Source organism: Streptococcus sp. FDAARGOS_256, from assembly GCF_002289235.2.
In the GTDB taxonomy this organism is placed as follows: Bacteria; Bacillota; Bacilli; order Lactobacillales; family Streptococcaceae; genus Streptococcus.
This window is the reverse complement of the sequence record NZ_NTGM02000001.1, coordinates 909,577-927,712: the sequence shown is the minus strand read 5'-3', so window position 1 is coordinate 927,712 and position 18,136 is coordinate 909,577. Positions and strand designations below refer to the sequence as shown.

13 protein-coding genes are annotated in these 18,136 nt (G+C 41.5%); all 13 read left to right on the top strand.

The window, feature by feature from the left end:
• Positions 1-109: 109 nt before the first annotated feature.
• The 13 genes from A6J84_RS04745 to gyrB all read left to right on the top strand — a co-directional run bounded on the left by A6J84_RS04745 (position 110) and on the right by gyrB (position 18,091).
• Positions 110-793 (top strand): amino acid ABC transporter permease, encoded by a 684-nt coding sequence (locus A6J84_RS04745; RefSeq protein ID WP_001011622.1) that lies wholly within the window; start codon positions 110-112, stop codon positions 791-793.
• Positions 793-1,527 (top strand): amino acid ABC transporter ATP-binding protein, encoded by a 735-nt coding sequence (locus A6J84_RS04740; protein ID WP_000140928.1) that lies wholly within the window; start codon positions 793-795, stop codon positions 1,525-1,527. The genes A6J84_RS04745 and A6J84_RS04740 overlap by 1 nt, the downstream gene beginning before the upstream one ends.
• A gap of 33 nt (positions 1,528-1,560) precedes the next feature.
• Complete coding sequence (locus tag A6J84_RS04735; RefSeq protein WP_000168538.1) at positions 1,561-1,881, top strand: TfoX/Sxy family protein; 321 nt, start codon at positions 1,561-1,563, stop codon at positions 1,879-1,881.
• Positions 1,882-2,029: 148 nt separating this feature from the next.
• Entirely contained in the window at positions 2,030-2,887 is an 858-nt protein-coding gene (locus A6J84_RS04730) for a bifunctional methylenetetrahydrofolate dehydrogenase/methenyltetrahydrofolate cyclohydrolase (protein ID WP_000057225.1), read from the top strand.
• Positions 2,888-2,891: 4 nt separating this feature from the next.
• Entirely contained in the window at positions 2,892-3,665 is a 774-nt protein-coding gene (locus A6J84_RS04725; protein WP_049478872.1) for an HAD hydrolase family protein, read from the top strand.
• A gap of 58 nt (positions 3,666-3,723) precedes the next feature.
• Entirely contained in the window at positions 3,724-4,575 is an 852-nt protein-coding gene (locus A6J84_RS04720; RefSeq protein WP_095726155.1) for an NAD(P)H-hydrate dehydratase, read from the top strand.
• Between the two features lie 199 nt (positions 4,576-4,774).
• Positions 4,775-7,264: a bifunctional DnaQ family exonuclease/ATP-dependent helicase gene (locus A6J84_RS04715; RefSeq protein ID WP_415843075.1), complete on the top strand. Its 2,490-nt coding sequence runs from the start codon at positions 4,775-4,777 to the stop codon at positions 7,262-7,264.
• Between the two features lie 5 nt (positions 7,265-7,269).
• Complete coding sequence (locus tag A6J84_RS04710) at positions 7,270-8,493, top strand: FtsW/RodA/SpoVE family cell cycle protein (RefSeq protein WP_000830415.1); 1,224 nt, start codon at positions 7,270-7,272, stop codon at positions 8,491-8,493.
• Between the two features lie 10 nt (positions 8,494-8,503).
• Positions 8,504-9,058, top strand: a complete 555-nt coding sequence (locus A6J84_RS04705; RefSeq protein WP_000246649.1) for a DJ-1 family glyoxalase III — start codon at positions 8,504-8,506, stop codon at positions 9,056-9,058.
• 371 nt (positions 9,059-9,429) lie between these two features.
• The gene (locus A6J84_RS04700) at positions 9,430-10,293 is read left to right on the top strand and encodes a helix-turn-helix domain-containing protein (protein ID WP_000909920.1); all 864 of its coding nucleotides are present in this window, start codon (positions 9,430-9,432) and stop codon (positions 10,291-10,293) included.
• A gap of 86 nt (positions 10,294-10,379) precedes the next feature.
• The gene (locus A6J84_RS04695) at positions 10,380-15,107 is read left to right on the top strand and encodes a glycoside hydrolase family 70 protein (protein ID WP_095726153.1); all 4,728 of its coding nucleotides are present in this window, start codon (positions 10,380-10,382) and stop codon (positions 15,105-15,107) included.
• A gap of 460 nt (positions 15,108-15,567) precedes the next feature.
• Complete coding sequence (locus A6J84_RS04690; protein WP_025168831.1) at positions 15,568-16,131, top strand: HAD-IA family hydrolase; 564 nt, start codon at positions 15,568-15,570, stop codon at positions 16,129-16,131.
• A gap of 13 nt (positions 16,132-16,144) precedes the next feature.
• Complete coding sequence (gene gyrB / locus A6J84_RS04685) at positions 16,145-18,091, top strand: DNA topoisomerase (ATP-hydrolyzing) subunit B (RefSeq protein ID WP_000134077.1); 1,947 nt, start codon at positions 16,145-16,147, stop codon at positions 18,089-18,091.
• Positions 18,092-18,136: the final 45 nt, after the last annotated feature.

The window sequence follows — 18,136 nt, the reverse complement described above, 5'->3', positions numbered from 1 at the left end:
TATTTCTCTATTCTATCAAGTTAATTGTTAAAATTAGGGAAAAAGGATTGCATTTTAATTCAATTCATGTTATAATCATACAATCTAATACATAGAAAGTTGATTGAATATGAATTTTTCTTTTTTACCAAAGTATTTACCATATTTTAACTATGGTGCTCTGATTACCGTATTGATTTCCATCCTTGTTGTTTGCTTAGGGACCATTATAGGTGTGTTACTGGCCTTTGCTCAACGTTCACGCTTTAAACCGCTCGTTTGGTTTGCAAATGTCTATGTTTGGATCTTCCGTGGTACTCCAATGATGGTTCAAATAATGATTGCCTTTGCTCTTATGCATATCAATGCTCCGACTATCCAAGTGGGAATTTTAGGAGTTGATCTTTCTCGTTTGATTCCTGGTATTTTGATTATTTCTATGAATAGTGGTGCTTACGTTTCAGAAACTGTTCGTGCGGGGATCAATGCGGTTCCTAAAGGGCAGTTAGAGGCCGCTTACTCTCTTGGTATTCGTCCCAAAAATGCCATGCGTTATGTCATTTTGCCACAAGCTATCAAGAATATTCTTCCAGCGCTGGGAAATGAATTTATCACCATTATCAAGGATAGTTCCCTCTTGTCGGCGATTGGGGTGATGGAGTTGTGGAATGGTGCAACGACAGTAGCAACAACAACTTATTTACCGCTGACTCCTCTTTTATTTGCAGCCTTTTACTATTTGATTATGACCTCTGTTTTGACAGTGGCGTTGAAAGCATTTGAAAAACATATTGGACAAGGAGACAAGAAATAATGACAGAAACCTTGATTAAAATTGAAGAATTACATAAGTCTTTTGGGAAAAATGAAGTTTTAAAAGGCATCAATCTTGAGATTAAACGTGGAGAAGTTGTGGTCATTATCGGTCCGTCAGGTAGCGGGAAATCAACTCTCCTTCGTTCGATGAATCTCCTTGAAGAAGCAAGTAAAGGTAAGGTTATCTTTGAAGGAGTCGATATTACGGATAAGAAAAATGACCTTTTTACCATGCGTGAAAAGATGGGTATGGTATTCCAACAATTCAACCTCTTTCCCAATATGACAGTGATGGAAAATATCACTTTGTCACCAATTAAAACCAAAGGTGAAAGCAAGGAAGTTGCGAAGAAAAGAGCACAGGAACTGTTAGAAAAAGTTGGCTTGCCAGATAAGGCAACGACCTATCCACAGAGTTTGTCAGGTGGTCAGCAACAACGGATTGCTATCGCACGTGGACTGGCAATGGAGCCAGATGTTTTGCTCTTTGATGAGCCGACTTCAGCCCTAGACCCTGAGATGGTTGGAGAAGTTCTAGCTGTTATGCAAGACCTTGCCAAGTCAGGGATGACCATGGTGATTGTGACTCATGAAATGGGCTTTGCGCGTGAGGTAGCAGACCGTGTTATCTTTATGGCGGATGGAGTTGTTGTCGAAGATGGAACACCAGAGGAGATTTTCGATCAAACAAAAGAACAACGGACCAAGGAATTTTTGAGTAAGGTTTTGTAATACCTCATTTTTAGAAGAAATGGAGTAGGCATTATGGCTTCCAGTAAAGAATATTTAAATTTTATTCTCGAACAGCTATCAGAGCTAGAGGAGATGAGTTATCGTCCAATGATGGGAGAGTATATCCTTTATTATCGTGGGAAGATTATTGGGGGAATCTATGATAATCGTCTGTTACTGAAGCCTGTGAAGCTGGTCATGGATCAACTGGGACAGACTAGGCTTGAACGTCCTTATGAAGGAGCTAAGGAGATGATTTTGATAGAAGACATTGAAGATAAATCATGTCTAATCAGATTAATCAAGGAGATGTATGAAGTCTTACCGGCTCCAAAAGTCAAAAAGAAAGCATAACAAGTTTACCTAGTATAAATAGGCATAAAAGCTCGATAAGGGCTTTTTCTTATAGTTTCAGACTATAGGGTCCATTAGGCAAGAAGTGTTAGGATGGCGAGTTATTTTTTGATATAATAGAGGATATTTGATAGAAAAGAGAAGAGATATGGCTCAGATTATCGATGGGAAGGCTCTTGCGGCTAAGTTACAAGGACAGTTGGCTGAGAAGACGGCTAAACTAAAAGAAGAAACAGGTCTAGTTCCAGGATTGGTAGTGATTTTGGTGGGGGACAATCCTGCCAGCCAAGTCTACGTTCGCAATAAGGAACGGTCAGCTCTCGCTGCTGGCTTCCGTAGTGAAGTCGTGCGAGTTCCAGAGACCATTACCCAAGCGGAATTGTTAGACTTGATTGCCAAATACAATCAAGATCCAGCTTGGCATGGGATTTTGGTTCAATTACCTTTGCCAAAACATATTGACGAAGAGGCAGTTTTATTAGCTATTGACCCCGAAAAAGACGTGGATGGTTTCCATCCCCTAAACATGGGTCGCCTCTGGTCTGGTCATCCAGTTATGATTCCTTCAACACCTGCAGGAATTATGGAGATGTTTCATGAATATGGGATTGATCTAGAAGGTAAAAATGCGGTTGTCATCGGTCGTTCAAATATTGTTGGAAAACCGATGGCTCAGCTTCTTTTAGCCAAGAATGCGACTGTGACTTTGACTCACTCACGCACCCATCATCTTGCCAAGGTTGCTGCTAAGGCGGATATTCTTGTGGTTGCAATCGGTCGCGCTAAGTTTGTGACTGCTGACTTTGTCAAACCAGGAGCGGTTGTCATTGACGTTGGGATGAACCGAGATGAAAATGGCAAGCTTTGTGGAGATGTTGATTATGATGCTGTTGCACCACTTGCTAGCCACATCACACCTGTACCGGGTGGAGTTGGTCCTATGACTATTACCATGCTAATGGAGCAAACCTATCAGGCAGCGCTTCGAACACTAAACAAGGACTAGGAAGATGAAATTCGTATTTGACCTGGATGGAACGCTATCTTTTGACTACATGACTATTGATGAGGAGATTCAGCAGGTTCTTTTAAAGGCTGAAGATTATGGGCATGAGCTTGTGTTTGCCTCAGCTCGCTCTTATCGGGATTGCTTGGGTTTATTAGGCCCTAAACTCAGTCAGCGCTTGGTCATAGGGTTGAATGGTGGCGTAGCCTATCATTTGGGGAAGGCTATCTTCGAAAGGAATCTCGATGCTAGAGTTTATCATGCGCTAGTGGATTATTGCCAGACTTATAATCTCCCTTTCTTTGTAGATGATTGCTTTGACTATAGTGGTCAGATTGTAGAGAAGATTCCATTTTTCTCCAGTGTGGATCCCCTAAAGGTGGCTCGTCATCAGAAACTTGAGGACTTAGGGACTCCGATTAAGGTAGTCGTTTATATGGGTGACCATGAGGAGTTGCTTGATGATCTACTTGGTCAGTTAGAAAGACTGGGGCAGGCTTATCTCTCCTATCATGCGCATGAAAAGTGCCTTTATGTTAATCCCTTGGATACTCATAAGGCGACAACTGTTGAAAAATTATGTGGGGAGAACTTCATCGCCTTTGGAAATGACCAAAACGATATTGAACTATTTAAAACGTCTCTCTATTCTGTCCAGATAGGAGATTTTGCCGGCCTTACTCCATATGCAGATGACACGTTAGAGCTAAAAGGAGCTCCTTCTCCAGCAGTGGCAGCTAAAATCTTACAGACCTTTGCGGAATTTAAGGGAAAATAGTGTAGAAGGAGGTTCTAGCCTCCTTTTGTAGTATAATGGAGTGAGAGGGGAAAAAACGATGAAAGTGATTGATCAAGCTTTATTAGAAAAAGTCATTATTGAACGTTCTCGTCACAGTCATAAGGGAGATTACGGTCGCCTGCTCTTGCTGGGAGGGACCTATCCTTATGGGGGAGCTATCATCATGGCTGCCTTGGCAACTGTCAAAAGTGGTGCAGGATTGGTGACCGTTGGAACAGATAGGGAAAATATCCTTGCTCTACACAGTCATTTACCTGAGGCCATGGCATTTTCTCTTCAAGACCAGCAATTGTTAAAAGAGCAGTTGGAAAAGGCAGAAGTTGTCTTGTTAGGTCCGGGTTTGCGCGAGGATGCATTTGGAGAAGAACTCGTAAAACGAGTCTTTGACAGCCTTAGAAAAGACCAGATTTTGATTGCAGACGGCGGTGCTTTGGGCATCTTAGCAAACGGCCAGTTACCATTTCCTTCCAGTCAGCTCATCCTAACTCCCCACCAAAAGGAATGGGAAAGACTGTCTGGTATAGTTCTTGACCATCAAAATAAAGAGACGACTGCTAGGGCTCTTTCTACTTTTCCTCAAGGAACGATTCTAGTCGAGAAGGGTCCAGCAACTCGTATCTGGAAAGCTGGTCAGCCTGAATATTATCAGTTAGAGGTTGGAGGTCCCTATCAAGCGACTGGTGGGATGGGAGATACTCTGGCTGGGATGATTGCAGGTTTTGCAGGTCAGTTTCACCAAGTCAGTCTCTATCAGAGAGTGGTGACAGCAACTCACCTTCATTCAGCTATTGCGCAAGAACTAGCTCAAGAAAACTACCTTGTCTTGCCAACAGAAATTAGCAAGGCTCTTCCGAAAACAATGAAAAAAATATCTCAAAAAGGCAGCTAATATCTTGGTTGTCTTTTTATGTTGATGTAGCTTTGTTGATAAAGTTTTCAAATACCTCAGAACCAGCGACCAACTGCTGAACTTGCGTGAAATTCTCTCTTTTAAGGTCTTGATTTTTACTCAAACTCGCAAGGAAAGCGAGATTGTTATCAAAGTTGAGGGGTGTCAAATCATGCTTTTTTTGATATAATTTTTAATGATGAATGCAAGAAATGATCGGTATGTGGTCGTTGATTTAGAGGCGACCAGCACCGGAAGCAAGGCAAAAATTATTCAAGTAGGCATTGTGGTGATTGAGAATGGTGACATCATCGATCAGTATGCGACTGATGTCAATCCCCATGAACCCTTGGATTCTCATATCAAAGAATTAACGGGTCTGACCGATCAGCGTTTGGCTGCGGCACCAGAGTTTTCTCAGGTGGCTGGAAAAATTTTTGAATTGGTTAAGGACGGTATTTTTGTTGCGCACAATGTACAGTTTGATGCCAACCTTCTTGCGGAATTTCTCTTTTTTGAAGGATATGAATTGCGTACACCGCGGGTGGATACAGTTGAGCTAGCCCAAGTTCTGTATCCTCAGTTTGAAAAGTATAACTTAGGTATCCTTTGTCAAGAGTTGGGCATTGAGCTGGAACATGCCCATACTGCCCTGTCAGATGCTCAGGCGACAGCAGAACTCTTGCTTTACATGCGTCAAAAACTTTTTGAGCTACCTAAAGGGCTCTTAGAAAGCTTGTTAGACCTTGCAGACAACCTTCTCTATGAAAGTTATCTGTTGATTGAGGAGGTTTACCAGCAACAATCTCTCTTATCTTCGCCAGACTTGATGGAGCTTCATGGGCTTTTCCTCAGAAAGGAAAGCAAAGCCTTAGTCCCACGAAAGTTATCCAAAGACTTTGCTAAAAACATTTCTTTATTGGGGCTGGAGGAGCGACCGCAACAGATGGAATTTGCGGAGAAGATTGAGCAATTATTGGAAGAACACCAGACTTCCTTTATCCAAGCCCAAACGGGACTGGGCAAGACTTATGGTTATCTCCTCCCAGCTTTGAACTTGGAGAGTCAAGTAGGTATCCTAGTGAGTGTTCCGACCAAAATTCTTCAAAATCAAATCATGCAAGAAGAAGGTCAGCGCTTAAAAGAGGTTTTCCATCTGGAGATTCATAGTCTCAAGGGTCCTCAAAACTATTTAAAACTGGATGCCTTTCACAGAGTTCTCCATCGATCAGAGTCCAATCGCCTTTTCACACGCTTTAAAATGCAGTTGCTTATCTGGCTAACAGAGTCAGAGACAGGTGACTTGGACGAAATCGGGCAGCTTTATCGCTACCAGCACTTTCTGCCAGAACTAGTCCACGATGGCAAGCTTTCAAAGAAAAGTTTATTTGCCACAGAGGATTTTTGGAAACGAGGGCAGGAAAAGGCCAAGACCAGTCGCGTTCTCTTGACTAATCATGCCTATCTGGTCACTCGTTTGGAAGACAATCCAGAGTTTGTCGATAACCGTTTGCTGATCTTGGATGAAGCTCAAAAAATGCTGCTAGCTCTCGAAAATCTAGCCCAGCAGGCTTATCGCCTTGAGGAACTTGTAACTCAAATTGAAAAGTCCTTGGAGACAGAGGAAGATTTGGTTCAGAAACGCTTGCTGGAGAGTATAGGTTTTGAATGTCGTTACTTGATGGAGCACTATCAGTCAGGTCTGAAGAATGGAAAGTGGTTGGATTCTCTTGAAGAGTTGCGCCAACATTTTTCGGAGTTAACTCTCCCAGAGTATCGAGAAATTGCAAACTTTTTCACCTCGGATCGTGAATTTTGGCTTGCTACAGCAGAGAAATCGAGCAAGGATGTCTTGATTTGTTCAAGTAAAAAAGGCCGCTTTATACTAGCAGACTTATTGCCAGAAGATTGTAGACTCCTAGGAGTATCGGCCACTCTTGAAATCAGTAATCGGGTTTCCTTAGCAGATTTGTTGGGATTTCCAGATGCTCCGCTTGTTAAGCTTGATGTAGCAAAGCAGGAGCAACAAGAAGTCTTTCTAGTCGATGATTTTCCTCTTGTGACAGAAGTTTCACCTGTTGACTATGCTAGTGAAGTGGCTTCTGTCACTCGAAGCTTACAGGCCTTTCAAGAACCCATACTGGTCTTGTTTACCTCAAAAGAGATGTTGCTGGCTGTTTCAGACCTGCTCGACCAACCGCATCTAGCTCAGTATAAAAATGGGGAACCAAGCCAACTGAAAAAACGTTTTGAAAAAGGTGAACGCCAGATCTTACTCGGAACAGGTAGTTTCTGGGAAGGAGTTGACTTTTCTACCCATCCTTGCGTGATCCAAGTGATTCCGAGATTGCCTTTCCAAAATCCCCAAGAACCTTTAACCAAAAAATTAAACCAAGAACTGCGTCAAGAAGGGAAAAATCCTTTCTATGATTATCAGTTGCCGATGGCGATCATTCGACTAAAACAAGCTCTGGGCCGTACTGTTAGACGATCTGACCAAGGTTCGGTTGCTCTAATCTTAGACAGTCGTGTCGTCAGCAAGCGTTACGGCAAACAAATCGCTCAAGCCTTGTCAAAAGAAAGGACTGTTCAGGTTCTTTCTAGAGACCAGCTAGAGCCTGCTGTAGCTGATTTTCTCCAATCTCGTCGCAATAGAATGAAAGAAAAATCCCAGAAAGAGAAAAGGTAAAAAATATGAAACGTTCCTTCGACTCCCGAGTCGATTATAGCCTCCTCCTACCAGTGTTTTGTTTACTGGTGATTGGAGTAGTGGCCATTTATATAGCAGTTAGTCATGACTATCCAAATAATGTATTACCAATTCTAGGTCAGCAAATCGCTTGGATTTCCTTGGGCCTTGTCATTGGTTTTGTGGTCATGTTCTTTAATACCGAGTTTTTATGGAAGGTGACTCCCTATCTTTATGGTCTAGGGCTAGCTTTGATGATCCTACCTCTTGTTTTCTACAATCCAAATCTTGTAGCGTCAACAGGTGCCAAGAACTGGGTATCGATTGGTGGAACGACACTTTTCCAGCCATCGGAATTCATGAAGATTTCCTATATCTTGATGTTGGCTCGAGCCATTGTAAGATTCACTCAAAAACACAAGGAATGGAGACGGACTATTCCCTTGGATTTCCTACTGATTGGTTGGATGATCGCCTTTACCATACCAGTCTTGATCCTCTTAGCCCTACAAAGTGACTTGGGGACTGCCTTGGTCTTTGTAGCTATTTTTTCCGGTATGGTTCTCCTTTCAGGTGTTTCGTGGAAGATCATCATTCCGGTTTTTGCGACAGGAGTGACTGCAGTTGTAGGTTTTATGGCCATCTTTATAAGCAAGGATGGACGTGCCTTCTTGCATCAGATTGGGATGCCAACTTACCAGATCAACCGCATCTTGGCTTGGCTCAATCCCTTTGACTTTGCACAAACAACAACATATCAACAGGCGCAGGGACAAATTGCGATTGGAAGTGGTGGCTTGTTTGGACAAGGTTTCAATGTGTCCAATCTCCTCATTCCAGTACGCGAGAGCGATATGATTTTCACCGTAATTGCTGAAGACTTTGGCTTTATTGGTTCAGTCTTTGTGGTTGCTTTATACTTGCTTCTCATCTACCGTATGTTGAAGATTACGCTCAGGTCAAATAACCAGTTCTACACCTACATTTCGACTGGTTTTATCATGATGTTGCTCTTCCATATCTTTGAAAATATCGGTGCCGTGACAGGCTTACTTCCTTTGACAGGGATTCCTCTGCCATTTATTTCTCAAGGGGGATCCGCAATTATTAGTAACCTCATCGGTGTCGGTCTCCTCTTGTCTATGAGTTACCAGACCAATCTAGCAGAAGAGAAAAGTGGAAAAGTTCCATTCAAACGAAAGAAAGTCGTCCTAAAACAAATCAAATAAGGAGGCCACTATGGCAACAGTAGCAGTTATTTTAGCCCAGGGTTTTGAAGAAATTGAAGCCTTGACAGTAGTCGATGTCTTGCGTCGAGCAAACATTTCTTGTGATATGGTAGGATTTGAAGAGCAGGTGACAGGGTCACATGACATTCAGGTAAAAGCTGACCGTATCTTTGATGGTGATTTGTCCGACTATGACTTGGTAGTTCTTCCAGGTGGTATGCCAGGCTCAGCTCACCTACGGGATAATCCAGCCCTCATTTCTGAGATTAAAGCCTTTGACCAAGCTGGAAAGAAAATTGCTGCCATCTGTGCAGCCCCAATCGCTCTTCATCAAGCAGGTGTCCTGAAAGACAAGCACTTTACTTGTTATGACGGAGTTCAGGAGCAAATTACTGACGGAATTTATCAAAAGCAAACAGTAGTTGTGGATGGCAATCTAACAACTAGCCGAGGACCGTCAACCGCACTTGCCTTTGCCTATGAATTGGTAGAGCAATTAGGAGGAGATGCTGAAAGTTTACGAGACGGCATGCTCTATCGAGATGTCTTTGGAAATCAACAGTAAGACGAGAGTTCGGCTCTCGTTTTTTAATTTACTCCATGTCTAAAAAATGTTTCATATGATTGTCTTGCGATTTTATATCAAACTTTTATAAATCAATCAAGATTCGTTTAACATAAGAAGGAATCTATCTCTAGAAATGTTAGTGTTTTCAAGTTGTTAGATAGAATAGTTCAGATTTCTACTGAAATCAATAGATTCATGAAAAGATATAATATTCAATAAATGCTATATTAAACGGTCTTATCATGCGAATTAATCTGCTTGTATTAATTTGAAATATAAAGTACTTTCTCTGTAATATAATTGAAACATGTTACTAGTATATTAAAATTAGTAAGAATTTTTTGCATATACGAAACTGGGGGAGTGATATGTTGAAAGCATTTGGAAAAATATTCAAAGTCATTAGAGAATCAAAAAAAATGTCCCTGAAAGAGGTAGCTGCTGGTGATATTTCCGTAGCTCAGCTATCCCGTTTTGAACGGGGAGTTAATGGGATCACACTTGATTCTTTTTATTGCTGTTTAAAAAATATGGCCGTTTCCCTAGAGGAGTTTCAGTATGTTTACCATAATTACATTGATTCAGATGATGTGCTGTTTTCAAAAAAAGTAGCTGATGCATATCAGGAAAACAATGTTGTCAAGCTCCAAAATATTTTGTCAAGCTCAGAAGCTTTGACCGAACAGTTTCCTGAGAAGAAAAACTATAAACTCAATACGATCATTGTCAGAGCTCTTCTGTCTTCCTGTTGCTCAGATTTTCAGATTAGCAAGAAGGATATAGAATTCCTGACGGATCATCTCTTTTCTGTTGAGGAGTGGGGACGTTATGAACTCTGGCTTTTTACAAACAGTGTTGATTTGATGACCTTGGAAACGTTGGAAACCTTCGCTAGTGAGATGATCAATCGTACCCAGTTTTATAACAACCTACCTGAAAATCGCCGCCGTATTATCAAGATGCTACTTAATGTCATTAGCGTCTGTATAGAAGGAAACCATCTGCTAGTTGCTATGAGGTTTCTCAATTATCTCGACCACTCTAAAATCCCTGAAACAGATCTATATGATCGAACGCTGATTAAGTATCATAGGGCTCTGTATGCCTATAAGGTCGGGAATACTAATGCTCTCAGTGATATCGAGCAATGCCTATCTTTTTTTGAATTTTTAGATTCCTTTGGTGTTGCCCAAAAGCTTAAAGAACAGTTTGAAAGAATTTGCCTTTCATAGTTGTAGATGTGCAACAAAAAAAGATCATTTTGAAAAATATACTAGAATAAGGGCATAACTTTATACTAAATTCAGAAGGAGGTTTTATGATGGAGAAAAAGATTCATTATAAGATGCATAAAGTTAAGAAAAACTGGGTAGCCATTGCTTTGACTACCTTGGCACTTATTGTAGCACCAAAGGTACTTGGTCTAGAACCAGGCGTTGTCCATGCGGATGATGTAAAGCAGGTTGTGGTTCAAGAACCTGCTACAGCTCAGACTAGTGGTCCGGGTCAGCAAACTCCAGCCCAAGCTAACGTAGCTTCTGAGAAAGAAGCAGAAAAAGCAACCCCTGCAGACAAGGTGACAGGCGATGTTGCTGCTAGTGAAAAACCTGCTAAACCAGCAGAAAATACGGAAGCAACAGTTCAAACCAATGCTCAAGAGCCTGCTAAACCAGCAGATACGAAAGAAGCATCTACAGAAAAGGCTGCTGTTGCAGAAGAAGTTAAAGCTGCTAATGCAATCACAGAAACTCCTAAAACAGAAGTAGCAGAGCAGAATAAACAAGCAGGGCCAACAACTGCCCAAGACCAAGAAGGCGACAAACGAGAAAAATCGGCTGTTGAAGACAAGATTGTTGCAAATCCAAAGGTTGCAAAGAAAGATCGCTTGCCCGAACCTGCTCAAAAACAAGGAGCAGTAGCTGAAAGAATGGTGGCAGATCAGGCTCAACCTGCACCTGTAAATGCTGACCATGATGATGATGTCCTATCTCATATTAAGACCATTGATGGTAAAAATTACTATGTTCAGGACGATGGTACAGTTAAAAAGAACTTTGCAGTTGAACTTAATGGTAGAATACTTTATTTTGATGCAGAAACTGGTGCCTTAGTTGATTCAAATGAATATCAGTTCCAACAAGGAACCAGCAGTCTCAATAATGAATTCTCCCAAAAGAATGCTTTCTATGGTACGACTGACAAGGATATTGAAACTGTAGACGGTTATTTGACAGCAGATAGCTGGTATCGTCCAAAGTTCATCTTAAAAGATGGAAAAACATGGACGGCTTCGACAGAAACAGACTTACGTCCTCTTTTGATGGCTTGGTGGCCTGATAAACGTACTCAGATTAATTACCTCAACTATATGAACCAGCAAGGTCTGGGAGCAGGTGCTTTTGAAAACAAAGTTGAACAAGCTCTCCTGACAGGAGCTTCTCAGCAGGTTCAGCGCAAAATTGAGGAAAAAATTGGTAAAGAAGGCGATACCAAATGGTTGAGAACGCTGATGGGTGCCTTTGTCAAAACCCAGCCAAACTGGAATATCAAGTCAGAGTCTGAAACAACTGGTACTAAAAAGGACCACTTGCAGGGTGGAGCTTTGCTTTATACTAATAATGAGAAGAGCTCTCATGCTGACTCTAAGTTCCGTCTGCTTAACCGTACCCCTACTAGTCAAACAGGTACACCTAAGTACTTCATTGACAAGTCAAACGGTGGTTATGAGTTCTTGCTCTCTAACGACTTTGACAATTCTAATCCAGCTGTTCAGGCCGAACAACTCAACTGGTTGCATTTTATGATGAACTTTGGAAGCATCGTAGCCAATGATCCGACTGCTAATTTTGATGGAGTTCGTGTCGATGCGGTGGACAATGTCAACGCAGACTTGCTCCAAATCGCATCTGACTACTTCAAGTCTCGCTACAAGGTTGGAGAAAGTGAAGAAGAAGCTATTAAGCATTTGTCTATCTTGGAAGCTTGGTCTGATAACGATCCTGACTACAACAAAGATACTAAGGGTGCTCAACTAGCAATTGACAACAAGCTACGCTTGTCCTTGCTTTATTCATTCATGCGTAATCTATCTATCCGTAGCGGAGTAGAGCCAACGATTACAAATAGTCTAAATGACCGTTCTTCTGAAAAGAAAAATGGCGAACGGATGGCTAACTATATCTTTGTTCGGGCTCATGACAGTGAAGTACAAACCGTTATTGCCGACATCATCCGAGAAAATATTAATCCAAACACGGATGGTTTGACCTTTACTATGGATGAACTCAAGCAAGCCTTCAAGATCTACAACGAAGATATGCGCAAGGCAGACAAGAAGTATACGCAGTTCAACATCCCAACTGCTCATGCTCTCATGCTCTCCAATAAAGACTCTATCACTCGGGTCTACTATGGTGACCTCTATACCGATGATGGTCAATACATGGAGAAAAAATCTCCTTACCACGATGCTATCGATGCCTTGTTGCGTGCTCGTATTAAGTATGTAGCAGGTGGACAAGACATGAAAGTCACATATATGGGTGTACCTCGTGAGGCTGATAAATGGTCTTACAATGGTATTTTGACTTCTGTTCGCTACGGTACTGGTGCCAATGAAGCAACAGATGAAGGAACAGCAGAAACCCGTACCCAAGGGATGGCTGTTATTGCTTCTAACAACCCTAACCTGAAACTGAACGAATGGGATAAACTGCAAGTCAATATGGGAGCAGCCCACAAGAATCAATACTATCGCCCTGTGCTTTTGACGACCAAAGATGGCATTTCCCGCTATCTAACTGACGAAGAAGTGCCGCAATCGCTCTGGAAGAAGACAGATGCTAATGGTATTTTAACCTTTGATATGAATGATATTGCAGGCTATAGCAATGTACAGGTTTCTGGATATCTGGCTGTTTGGGTACCAGTTGGCGCTAAGGCAGATCAGGATGCTCGTACAACAGCAAGCAAGAAGAAAAACGCTAGTGGTCAGGTCTACGAATCTAGCGCAGCCCTTGATTCTCAGTTGATTTACGAAGGATTTTCTAACTTCCAAGACTTTGCAACCCGCGATGACCAATATACCAATAAAGTTATTGCTAAAAATGTCAACCTCTTCAAGGAATGGGGAGTAACTTCATTTGAGCTACCACCTCAGTATGTATCTAGCCAAGACGGTACTTTCTTAGATTCTATCATTCAGAATGGTTATGCCTTTGAAGACCGCTATGATATGGCGATGAGCAAGAACAATAAATATGGTTCTTTAAAAGATTTGCTCAATGCTCTTCGTGCGCTTCACAGTGTTAATATCCAAGCCATCGCGGACTGGGTACCAGACCAAATCTATAACCTACCAGGTAAGGAAGTGGTAACAGCAACACGTGTCAACAACTACGGAACCTACCGTGAAGGTGCAGAAATCAAGGAAAAACTCTATGTAGCTAATAGTAAGACCAATGGAACTGATTTCCAAGGTAAGTACGGTGGCGCCTTCTTAGATGAGCTCAAAGCTAAATATCCAGAAATCTTTGAACGAGTACAGATTTCCAATGGTCAAAAGATGACAACAGATGAGAAGATTACCAAGTGGTCGGCTAAGTACTTCAATGGTACCAATATCTTAGGTCGTGGTGCTTACTATGTTCTTAAAGACTGGGCTAGCAACGACTATCTCACTAACAGAAATGGCGAGATAGTATTGCCTAAGCAATTAGTTAATAAGAATGCTTACACAGGATTTGTTAGTGATGCCAATGGTACTAAGTTCTATTCAACTAGTGGTTATCAAGCTAAAAATTCCTTTATCCAAGATGAAAATGGAAATTGGTATTACTTCGATAAACGAGGCTATCTTGTAACAGGTGCTCATGAAATTGATGGCAAGCACGTTTATTTCTTGAAGAATGGTATTCAACTTCGTGATTCTATCCGTGAAGATGAAAATGGTAATCAGTACTACTATGATCAAACTGGTGCCCAAGTTCTCAACCGTTACTACACTACTGATGGTCAAAACTGGCGTTACTTTGATGCCAAGGGCGTTATGGCTCGAGGTCTTGTCAAGATAGGAGATGGACAGCAATTCTTTGATGAAAACGGCTATCAGGTTAAGGGCAAGATTGTGAGTGCTAAAGATGGCAAACTTCGTTACTTTGACAAGGATTCAGGAAATGCTGTTATCAATCGTTTTGCTCAAGGTGATAACCCAAGTGATTGGTACTATTTCGGAGCAGATGGAGTTGCAGTGACAGGTCTTCAAAAGATTGGTCAACAAACACTTTACTTTGACCAAGATGGCAAGCAAGTCAAGGGTAAAATCGTGACACTTTCAGATAAGAGTATCCGTTACTTTGATGCCAACTCAGGAGAAATGGCGGTCGGCAAGTTTGCTGAAGGTGCCAAGAACGAATGGTATTACTTTGACAAAACTGGTAAAGCAGTGACAGGTCTTCAAAAGATTGGCAAACAAACACTTTACTTTGACCAAGATGGTAAGCAAGTCAAGGGTAAAGTAGTAACTTTGGCTGATAAATCCATCCGTTACTTTGATGCCAACTCAGGAGAAATGGCAGTCGGCAAGTTTGCAGAAGGTGCCAAGAACGAATGGTATTACTTTGACCAAACTGGTAAAGCAGTGACAGGCCTTCAAAAGATTGACAAACAAACACTTTACTTCGACCAAGATGGCAAGCAAGTCAAGGGCAAAATCGTGACACTTTCAGATAAGAGTATCCGTTACTTTGATGCTAACTCAGGAGAGATGGCAACCAACAAGTTTGTCGAAGGTTCCCAAAATGAGTGGTACTATTTTGATCAAGATGGAAAAGCAGTGACAGGCTTGCAGCAGGTTGGTCAACAGACTCTCTATTTCACGCAAGACGGCAAGCAAGTCAAAGGAAAAGTTGTTGATGTGAATGGGGTTAGTCGATATTTCGATGCCAATTCAGGGGATATGGCTCGAAGCAAATGGATTCAACTTGAAGATGGAAGTTGGATGTATTTTGACCGCGATGGTAGAGGTCAAAACTTCGGAAGAAACTAATCGAATTTAGCTCAATAAAAATCAAACTTTATCTGATGATATACAAAAACGATAACACCTTAAAAGGACGTTATCGTTTTTTGCCTGTTTGGAGAATAAATTACAATTGAAAAGAAAGATGGAATCATTGGGAACTGTAATGAATTAACAAGGGACTCCATATTGGAATAATCTTTTTCTGCACTCTATTGTGGTATTCAAAGCAATGAGTATTCTATTTTTAAAGTTTGAAAATCCAAAAGCGTTTCGTTTGTGAACAATGACGCGGTTGTTAGTAGTTTCTATTCTTTAATTTGTACATTTGAGATAAGAAAGATTTTGCTTGATTATTTATAGAGGAGCTATTCTTCACAAAAAGGCTCCATAGATGCAATAGTGTTTTACTCTCTATATAAATTATAGAGCCGAAAAATCTAGGAAATCATCGCTTTTTTCATAAAAAAATGGTATAATGAAGGGTATGAAATATCACGACTATATATGGGATTTAGGTGGTACCCTATTGGATAATTATGAGACTTCTACTGCAGCCTTTGTAGAAACCTTAGCCCAATACGGAATAGAGCAAGAACACGACCGAGTCTACGAAGCTTTGAAGGTTTCGACAGCTTTTGCCATCGAGAAGTTTGCACCAGATATCGAGGATTTTTTAGAGAACTATAAAGAAAATGAAGCGCGTGAGCTAGAACATCCAGTTTTGTTTGAGGGAATTCCAGAATTACTCAAAGACGTTTCGGACAAGGGTGGTCGCCATTTCTTGGTTTCTCATCGAAATGACCAAGTTCTAGAACTTCTTGCTAAGACCCAGATAGCGAACTACTTCACCGAGGTGGTGACTGCCAGTTCTGGCTTTAAACGAAAACCAGATCCTGAGTCCATGATTTATTTACGTGATAAATATCATATTACATCTGGTTTGGTCATTGGTGACAGAAATATAGATGTAGAAGCAGGTAAAGCTGCTGGCTTAGATGCCTATCTTTTTAATAACGTTGCGACATTGAGACAAGCAATAGACATGTAAGAAAAGGGAAAAAATGACAGAAGAAATCAAAAATCAACAGGCACAGGATTATGATGCCAGTCAAATTCAAGTTTTGGAGGGACTTGAAGCTGTTCGTATGCGTCCAGGTATGTATATTGGATCGACTTCAAAAGAAGGTCTTCACCATCTAGTATGGGAAATCGTTGATAACTCAATTGACGAAGCCCTAGCTGGATTTGCCAGTCACATCCAAGTCTTTATAGAGCCAGATAACTCCATCACCGTAGTGGATGATGGGCGTGGAATTCCTGTTGATATTCAGGAAAAGACAGGACGTCCCGCTGTTGAGACCGTCTTTACAGTTCTTCACGCTGGAGGAAAATTCGGCGGTGGCGGTTACAAGGTTTCAGGTGGATTGCACGGTGTAGGTTCATCAGTAGTAAACGCTCTTTCAACGCAACTAGATGTTCATGTCCACAAAAATGGTAAGATTCATTACCAAGAATACCGTCGTGGTCATGTTGTTGCTGATCTTGAGGTGGTTGGAGATACGGATAAAACGGGAACAACAGTTCACTTCACACCAGATCCAGAGATTTTTACAGAAACAACAACTTTTGACTTTGAAAAATTAAACAAACGTATTCAAGAACTAGCCTTTTTGAATCGAGGCCTTCGAATCTCCATCACAGATAGGCGTGAAGGTCTCGAACAGACTAAACATTACCACTATGAGGGTGGGATTGCTAGCTACGTTGAATATATCAACGAGAACAAGGATGTGATCTTTGATACACCAATCTACACAGACGGTGAGATGGATGATATCACAGTTGAAGTAGCCATGCAGTACACAACCGGTTACCACGAAAACGTTATGAGTTTCGCCAATAACATTCACACCCATGAAGGTGGAACACATGAGCAAGGTTTCCGTACAGCTCTGACGCGTGTTATCAATGATTATGCCCGCAAGAATAAGCTACTAAAAGACAATGAAGATAACCTAACAGGAGAAGATGTCCGTGAAGGTTTGACAGCAGTTATCTCAGTTAAGCATCCAAATCCGCAGTTTGAAGGACAAACCAAGACCAAACTGGGGAATAGTGAAGTAGTCAAGATTACCAATCGCCTCTTCAGCGATGCCTTCTCTGATTTTCTCATGGAAAATCCACAGATTGCTAAGCGTATCGTGGAAAAAGGGATCTTGGCTGCCAAGGCTCGTGTAGCTGCCAAGCGTGCGCGTGAAGTCACACGCAAGAAATCTGGTTTGGAAATTTCCAATCTTCCTGGAAAACTAGCAGACTGTTCTTCGAACAACCCAGCTGAAACCGAACTCTTCATCGTCGAAGGAGACTCAGCTGGTGGATCAGCCAAATCTGGTCGTAACCGTGAGTTCCAGGCTATCCTTCCAATTCGTGGTAAGATCTTGAACGTTGAAAAAGCTAGCATGGATAAAATCCTTGCAAACGAAGAAATTCGAAGTCTTTTCACAGCCATGGGAACAGGATTTGGTGCAGAATTTGATGTCACTAAGGCTCGTTACCAAAAACTCGTTTTGATGACCGATGCCGATGTTGATGGAGCCCACATTCGAACTCTCTTGCTAACCTTGATTTATCGCTACATGAAGCCAATCTTAGAGGCAGGTTATGTCTACATTGCCCAACCACCGATTTATGGGGTTAAAGTTGGAAGTGAGATCAAAGAATACATTCAACCTGGTGCAGATCAAGAAATTAAACTCCAAGAAGCCTTAGCACGTCATAGTGAAGGGCGCTCAAAACCAACCATCCAACGTTATAAAGGTTTGGGAGAAATGGATGACCACCAATTATGGGAAACAACCATGGATCCTGAACATCGCTTGATGGCGCGTGTTTCGGTAGATGATGCTGCCGAAGCAGATAAAATCTTTGATATGTTGATGGGAGATCGAGTAGAACCTCGTCGCGAATTTATCGAAGAAAACGCTGTTTACAGTACACTTGACGTCTAAAAAATGTGGGAAATAGTTCCCTTGGTTTAAAAAATATGATATAAT

Bases quoted from the DNA above. Each gene is read 5' to 3' on its own strand.
- A6J84_RS04745 (WP_001011622.1), top strand. From the start codon at position 110: ATGAATTTTTCTTTTTTACCAAAGTATTTACCATATTTTAACTATGGT.
- A6J84_RS04710 (WP_000830415.1), top strand. From the start codon at position 7,270: ATGAAACGTTCCTTCGACTCCCGAGTCGATTATAGCCTCCTCCTACCA.
- A6J84_RS04730 (WP_000057225.1), top strand. From the start codon at position 2,030: ATGGCTCAGATTATCGATGGGAAGGCTCTTGCGGCTAAGTTACAAGGA.
- A6J84_RS04735 (WP_000168538.1), top strand. From the start codon at position 1,561: ATGGCTTCCAGTAAAGAATATTTAAATTTTATTCTCGAACAGCTATCA.
- A6J84_RS04740 (WP_000140928.1), top strand. From the start codon at position 793: ATGACAGAAACCTTGATTAAAATTGAAGAATTACATAAGTCTTTTGGG.
- A6J84_RS04700 (WP_000909920.1), top strand. From the start codon at position 9,430: ATGTTGAAAGCATTTGGAAAAATATTCAAAGTCATTAGAGAATCAAAA.
- A6J84_RS04695 (WP_095726153.1), top strand. From the start codon at position 10,380: ATGATGGAGAAAAAGATTCATTATAAGATGCATAAAGTTAAGAAAAAC.
- A6J84_RS04720 (WP_095726155.1), top strand. From the start codon at position 3,724: ATGAAAGTGATTGATCAAGCTTTATTAGAAAAAGTCATTATTGAACGT.
- A6J84_RS04690 (WP_025168831.1), top strand. From the start codon at position 15,568: ATGAAATATCACGACTATATATGGGATTTAGGTGGTACCCTATTGGAT.
- A6J84_RS04715 (WP_415843075.1), top strand. From the start codon at position 4,775: ATGAATGCAAGAAATGATCGGTATGTGGTCGTTGATTTAGAGGCGACC.
- A6J84_RS04705 (WP_000246649.1), top strand. From the start codon at position 8,504: ATGGCAACAGTAGCAGTTATTTTAGCCCAGGGTTTTGAAGAAATTGAA.
- gyrB (WP_000134077.1), top strand. From the start codon at position 16,145: ATGACAGAAGAAATCAAAAATCAACAGGCACAGGATTATGATGCCAGT.
- A6J84_RS04725 (WP_049478872.1), top strand. From the start codon at position 2,892: ATGAAATTCGTATTTGACCTGGATGGAACGCTATCTTTTGACTACATG.